The sequence below is a fragment of the Pseudomonas sp. 58(2021) genome (assembly GCF_017491585.1).
In the GTDB taxonomy this organism is placed as follows: Bacteria; Pseudomonadota; Gammaproteobacteria; order Pseudomonadales; family Pseudomonadaceae; genus Aquipseudomonas; species Aquipseudomonas fluorescens_BT.
Genome location: NZ_JAFGYZ010000024.1, coordinates 75,622 through 82,598, shown reverse-complemented (window position 1 = coordinate 82,598; position 6,977 = coordinate 75,622). Strand labels below are relative to the sequence as shown.

4 protein-coding genes are annotated in these 6,977 nt (G+C 59.0%); 1 reads left to right on the top strand and 3 read right to left on the bottom strand.

The window, feature by feature from the left end; all coding sequences use genetic code 11:
* On the top strand, positions 1-1,745 hold a 1,745-nt coding region (locus J5M72_RS29200; RefSeq protein WP_207867285.1), incomplete at its 5' end, for a calcium-binding protein.
* A 76-nt stretch (positions 1,746-1,821) separates the two neighbouring features.
* On the opposite strand, the gene J5M72_RS23950 is transcribed toward J5M72_RS29200, so the two are convergent.
* From J5M72_RS23950 to J5M72_RS23940, 3 genes are all read right to left on the bottom strand, one after another.
* Entirely contained in the window at positions 1,822-4,557 is a 2,736-nt protein-coding gene (locus J5M72_RS23950; RefSeq protein ID WP_207867283.1) for a LuxR C-terminal-related transcriptional regulator, read from the bottom strand.
* Between the two features lie 234 nt (positions 4,558-4,791).
* Positions 4,792-5,454, bottom strand: a complete 663-nt coding sequence (locus J5M72_RS23945; RefSeq protein ID WP_169431871.1) for an SGNH/GDSL hydrolase family protein — start codon at positions 5,452-5,454, stop codon at positions 4,792-4,794.
* A gap of 137 nt (positions 5,455-5,591) precedes the next feature.
* On the bottom strand, positions 5,592-6,956 hold the full coding sequence (locus J5M72_RS23940; protein WP_207867282.1) for a DUF1329 domain-containing protein: 1,365 nt from the start codon (positions 6,954-6,956) through the stop codon (positions 5,592-5,594).
* Positions 6,957-6,977: the final 21 nt, after the last annotated feature.

Below are 6,977 nucleotides of genomic sequence, written 5' to 3'. Positions count from 1 at the left end.
TCGGTTCCGCCAACCTCAACGGCACCGGTAATGCGGCCAATAACGTGCTCACCGGTAACGAGGGTGCCAACATCCTCGACGGTGGACTGGGCGCTGACAAACTGATCGGCGGGCTCGGCAATGACACCTACATCGTCGACAACCTCGGCGACACAGTCACCGAAACCAGCACCCTCGCCGGTGAAATCGACACCGTGCGCGCTTCAGTCGACTGGACGCTAGGCGCCAACCTGGAAAACCTGGTGCTGACTGGCAATGCGATGAGGGGCACCGGCAACGATCTGAACAACGTGCTGATCGGCAACAGTGAAAACAACACGCTGAACGGTGGGGCCGGTGATGACATTCTCGACGGAGGACTGGGCCAGGACCTGATGAGAGGCGGCGCCGGTTCGGACACCTACTACGTGGATGACGACTTTGACTTTGTCATGGACATGGGCGGTTCGGCCAGCGACGTCGATCAGGTGATCTCGACGATCAGCTATACCCTTGTCGGTGGTATCGAGAACCTGACCCTGGCAGGAACCGCCAACCTGAACGGCACCGGCAATGATCAAGACAACGTGATCAATGGCAACGCCGCTAACAACACGCTCGACGGCGGTGCCGGTGTCGATACCCTGATCGGTGGTGCCGGTGATGACATCTACATTGTGGATAATTCTCAGGACGTTGTGATCGAACAGATCGGCGAGGGTCACGACCTGATCCGAACCAATACCAGCTACACCCTTTCAGCCAACATCGAAGACCTGACGATGATCGGTGACGCCAATTCGGTGTTGACCGGCAACGCATTGAACAACGTGATCAGGGGCAATTCCGCGACCAACAACATCGACGGCGGTCTGGGCGCGGACACCATGATCGGCGGCGGCGGCCACGACACCTACATCGTGGACAACATCAACGATATCGTGATTGAACTTGACGATGAAGGTATCGACACCGTCAACATCAGTGTCGACTACACGCTGACGGCCAACGTCGAAGACGGCCAGATGATTGGCAACGCCAACCTGAACCTGACCGGCAATGCTCTGGATAACGTCTTGCACGGCAACAGCGGCAACAACATCCTGTCGGGTGGGCTCGGTGCCGATCGCATGATCGGCGAGGGCGGCGACGATATCTATATCGTCGATAACGTCAATGATCTCGTCTTTGAATCGCCACTCAATGGCGGCCACGACCTGATTCAGACCTGGGTCGACTACGGCCTTTCGGACAACGTCGAAGACGGCGTATTGCTCGGCAATGCGGACCTCACCCTGAGCGGCAACAATCTCGATAACGTCCTCACCGGCAACTCCGGCAATAACACACTCATGGGCTTTGGCGGCACCAACCAACTGTTCGGCGCAGAAGGTAACGACACACTGTTCGGTGGGTGGGGAAGCAACACACTGACCGGTGGTACTGGGTCCGACACGTTTACCTTCAATAACTGGATCACCTTGGGACCGGAAATGGGCATGGGCCCGGCCGACTCACAGAACATCATTACCGATTTCAGCGCGCTTGATGGTGACAAGATCGACTTCTCCGGCTACGACATGGATCCGCTGACCCTCGGTGTACAGCACATGACTTTCATCGGTTCCAATGAGTTCACCGGTGCCGGTCAACTGCGTTTCGTGGATCAGGTGCTTCTCGGCAACGTAAGCGGTGACCTCGGCGCTGACTTCCAGGTGCAACTGCTGGGTGTCCATACTCTCAGCGCGAACGATGTGCTGGTCTGACCCCTTGGATCCTTGAACGGACAGATAGACACAAATGAAAACACCCCGCCTTGGCGGGGTGTTTTTTTAACTGTCTCTAGGACAACAGACCCAGCTCTTTGGCCCGGGCCACTGCCTGTGTTCGTCGCTCGACACCCAGCTTGCTGTTGATATGGCTGGCGTGGGTCTTCACGGTATGCAACGAAATGAACAGTTGCTCGCTGATCTCCTGATTCGAACAGCCCTGGGCGATCAGCCGTAACACGGCCAACTCGCGACTGCTGAGTTGTTCGGTTGCGGCCTGCTCCAGGACCGGGCGAGCCATCGGTTGTGGAAGAAGCTCAAGCAGTTGCTGACTGACGGCAGCCGGGGTGCTCGTTACCAACTGCCCACGCAACCAGTCCGGGTGCTGGCTGACGAGCGCGTCGAACGGCTGCACGACCCCACCCGCCGCAGCCTCCAGCGCCAGACTCAATGCCTTGCGCGCTTCCGGCTCCCTTCCATCCGCCAGCAACAATGCCACTTTCTGCGTCAGCGCCATCACGCTGAGCAATTGGCGGCCGGTCTGCTGGCCATTTTCATGCAGCACATTCAAACGCCCTTCGGCGAGCATCGGATGCCCCTGAATCACATCGAGCAGCGCCTGTTGCAGTTCAACATGCAAGGGCAATTGCGGATGAAATTCAGGAGGTGCGGCGGCACGTTCTCCGGTGTAGGTCTGCCCCAGTCGGGCCAACCACGCCTCGGCCAGATCGGTACGCCCCTGGGCAAGCCAGAGTTCGCATTTGACCAGGGTGATCATTGCCAGGTAGTAGATCGGCGGAACATCCCAGATGTGCATCAATCGTTCGGCTTCGGCGAGTTCGGCGAACGCCTTGGCAAATTCGCCACCACTGCCGTCCAGGCGAGCGACCACGCAGTGGCCGATCAAGACGCTGATATCACGACACGCGCGCGCCTCACCGATCCCGATCAACAGCCGCGCACGCGCGGCCTGCGGCTGCAAACGCATGGCCAACAGAAAACCTTCATACAGCGTCAGCCGTGCGCGTACCGCGTACAAACGCTGTGGAGACAAACCGCGCAAGCGTTCCAGCCCCTGATGCACTTCATCCAGCGCGCGCAGGATTTCGCCGCGTGACTGCAATACTCGAGCGCGGTCGTAATGCGCCAACGCTTCGAACAACGGATTGCCGACCCGCTGCGCCAGCTCAAGAGACTCGCGATTCAACCCCCGTGCACGCCACAGATCGCCGTCGGCAATCGCCAGGTTGGACAGTGTCGAAAGACACATCAAACGCTGGCCATAACGTTTGGCCGGCAGGCTTTCCAGCGCTTCGCTGCAATACTTCAGCGTCAATTCGCGATGACCGCGACCTCGCGCGATGATGCCGCTGAGTGCCAGCCATTGGGCCAGCATCGATTTCTGTGCAGTGGCCGAAGGCGCCGGCAGAAAACGGCTCAGGTGGCTGGCAAGTTCTTCGGCGGCATCCAGTTGGCAGGCCAGCCCCAGCGCCCAGCTGTACAGCACGATCAGACGCGGCGTGCTGATCAGCAGGCTGTCGGGCAGGTCCATTTTCCAGCGCAGCAGCATGCCGACGTTCTGCTCGGCCAGCAGTTGTTCCTCGGACAGGTTCTGCACCAGGTTCGCCGCGACATCGAGATGTCCGGCACGCAACGCCTGCTCCACCGCCTCATCGAGCAAGCCCTGTGCATTGAACCAGCGACAGGCGCGCAGATGCAGCGTGGCGGTCGGCACCACGGCTTGAGCCACCGGCCGGCTGCGCAACAGATCGGAAAACAGATGGTGATAACGATACCAGTGACCATGCTCGTCGAGCGGCACCAGAAACACTTGGTGAGCCGAGAGAAAACGCAGGATTTCAGCACTGTCATGGGCATCGCGCACCGCGTTGCACAACTCGCTGCAAAAGCGCTCCTGCGGGGCGGTTTCATAGAGAAAGGCCTGAACCTCGGCGGGCAGGCAGTCGATGACCTCTTCCAGCAGGTAATCGCGAATCAGCCCTTCCCCGCCGTTCAGTGCTTGAGGCAAGGCCATGTCACTGCCTGCCTCGGCAGCGGCCAGCAACCAGAAACGCAGCCCGGCCACCCAGCCTTCGCTACGTTGAATCAGGTTTTCAAGGGCTTCGCCGCGCAGCGAGCTGCTGTGACGATCAAGCAGGGCCAGGGCTTCGTCGTGGGTCAGTCGCAAATCCTGTTCATGCAGTTCGAGCAATTGTCGCGACAGGCGCAGACGAGCCAGATGCCAGTCCGGCCGCTGGCGGCTGGTAACCATGACCAGCAAGCCATCGGGCAGGTGATTGAGGAAAAATTGCAGGCAGCGGTCAAGTACCGGTCCTTGGGCGAGGTGGTAATCGTCCAGCACCAATAACAGCGGCGAGGTCGGTTGCAGGTGCAATGCCAGCTCATCGAGCAAACCGTCGAGCCATTCTTCGAAGGCGAACGGCTGATGACGCTGGCGCATTTTCAACAGGCCGAGTGCGCGGCTGCCAAGTTCCGGGAAGTAGTCCTGCAGGCCTTCGAGCAGGCGCTCGAGAAAGCGCCCCGGATCACTGTCCCGGGCGCTCAGTCCCAGCCACAGACTGTGCCAATGACCCGGCAGGCTTTGACAGAACTCCACGGCCAGCGAACTCTTGCCAAACCCGGCCGGGGCGCAGACCAGCAACAGACGTCCACCGAGCCCGGCTCGCAGGCGCTCGCAAAGGCGTGGTCGCAAGACGTATCCGTCCGGCAGCGGAGGACGGAAAAAACGTCCGTCCAGTGCCGCGACGGCAACGCTTGCGGGACCCGGAAGTGGGGACAGATCAGTCATGGCCGGCTCTTGTTCGAATGGCTGTTGGCGGCGTAGCAGATGTCCGCAGACTAGCCTTAAACGAAGAGGGATTGAAGGTTATTGCAACAAATGACTACAAAAAGACTACAAGCAAACATGTCGAACTTCAGTGACAGATCTCCCGGATCCAGCTCCGATGTCGGAGGCGTAATCACCGCCTCCGAATACGGGCGGCAACTTCCGCCCGCCGTGGCGAAGTCCGAAAAATGCAGATCACAGTTGTGCCTGGATGCTTCGAGTGACCGATCTGGCAAGCTGCTCATAACCTGCTTCGGTGTAGTGAACGTCAGTATCCGACTCACGCAGATTGTCCGAAAGTGCCGCCGACACGGCTTCCAGATCGTTTATCGGGATCCCCATCCGCTTCATCACATCCGCGGCGGCTCGATTATATCGGCCGACATCGTCACTGTTGCGGCCAGGTTCCTGCGCAGGTACGACGGTCACACTCTGAAAGATCACCTTCGCCCCTGTGGCTTTGAGTTTTGTCGCGATCTGCGCAAGGTTGATTGCATACTGATCCAGCGGAACGGCAATCGAGCCGTTGATCTTGTCACGGTTTTCCTGTGTGACGGGGCCAGGACGTCGATAGCACAGATCCCACAGACCAAAGTTGAAACTGATCACATCCCATTTGCCACCCTCGAGCCAGGCGTCGAGGTTCTTGAGGCCATTGGTCGAATCCTGAGCGTTGCCGATGTTGTGGACAACTTCGGCCTCTGCGGCCAGCGACTTCGTGACATAGGGTGTATAGCCGATCGAAATGGAGTCGCCGATGATCAGTACGCGAGGTTTGTCGTGTGAGCCGGCATGACTGCTACCGATGACAAAAAATGAAGAGAGTATCAGGGCCTTGATGAATGAACGCTTGAGCACGAGTGGCCGTCCGTAGATTTCAGTCGCGACAGTCTACCTTCAGATTACGTCAGAACAAGGCACTTGAGGGGCAGCCGATAAAAAACGCCCCGAACCAGTCGGGGCGTTTTTTCGAGGATGCGGCCTCGGGTTACAGCTTAGCGGATACCGTCCTGGCCCAGGTTGCCAGGCTGGAATTCGCTTTTGGTGGCAGAGAACCCGAAGTCATAAGCCTGTTTCTCTTCGTTCTTCATGCCCAGTGCCAGGTAACGACCCGATTGCAGGTCGTACAGGGTTTCCAGCGCGTACCACGGCACTTGCTTGTCGTAGTAGTCCTCGGCATGAGCCTCGGCGACGCGCCACAGCTGACCACGACCGTCGTAATGGTCGATGACGGCGGCCTGCCAGGTATCTTCATCGATGAAGAAGTCACGTTTGGCGTAAATGTGACGCTGGCCCGGTTTCAGGGTTGCCACCACATGCCAGACGCGACGCAGCTCGTAACGGGCCAGGTCCTGGTTGATGTGGCCGGCCTTGATGATGTCGGCGTACTTCAGCGTCGGCGAATCGATCTTGTAGCTGTTGTTGGCAATGTACATCTCTTTCTTGCCTTCCAGCTTCCAGTCATAACGATCCGGTGCACCGTTGTACATGTCGAGGTTGTCGGAGGTACGCAGGCCGTCCGCCGCAGTACCCGGACCGTCATAGGACACTTGCGGTGCCTGACGCACACGACGCTGACCGGTTGCATAAACCCATGCCTTGCGCGGCTCCTTCACCTGATCGAGGGTCTCGTGCACCAGCAGCACGGTACCTGCCAGACGAGCCGGTGCGGTCACTTTCTGCTTGAAGTAGAACAGCACGTTGCCCGGGTTGGCAGGATCGTAGTCCTTCATCTTGTCGCGGAACACGAACTGGTCCTGGAAATACACCAGGCTGAACGAGCCGTTGGTCTGCGGCGTCGCCTGAGTTACCAGACGGGTCACACTGCCACCGCGATAGCGGGTGATGTGGTTCCAGATGACTTCCAGACCGTCTTTCGGGATCGGGAACGGGATGGCGGTCTGGAAGTTTTCCAGGCCGTTACCCCCGGCCACCAGCGTGGTGGTCGTTGCGTTTTTCTTGATGGCGGCGAACACGTCATCCGGCACGGTAGCACCGCGATGGGACGGGTAGACCGGCATTTTGAAGGTGTCCGGGTAACGCTTGAACATCGCGTACTGGCCCGGTGCAAGCTTGTCCTTGTACTGGTCGACGTTCTGCGCGGTGATGGTGAACAGCGGTTTCTCACTGCCGTACGGATCGGACAGGAAGCCTTTGCTGTCGATCGTGCCGGCATTCTTCGCCAGCGGCTTCCAGGCCGGGATCGAACCGTCGGCGTTGCCCGCCATCTCGGCGCCCATCGGGGTCAGGCTCTTGCCCAGTTTGTCGGCTTCGGCGGCAGGGACCGCCGCCATTACGCTGGTGGCCAGCAGCGAAAGCCCCAGAACACCGGCGTGGAACAGACTCTTTGTTATTTTCATGTGTTTGTTCGTCCTGAAAAA

Excerpts from the sequence above, each read along its gene's own strand:
- J5M72_RS23940 (WP_207867282.1), bottom strand. The coding sequence starts at position 6,956 with ATGAAAATAACAAAGAGTCTGTTCCACGCCGGTGTTCTGGGGCTTTCG.
- J5M72_RS23950 (WP_207867283.1), bottom strand. The coding sequence starts at position 4,557 with ATGACTGATCTGTCCCCACTTCCGGGTCCCGCAAGCGTTGCCGTCGCG.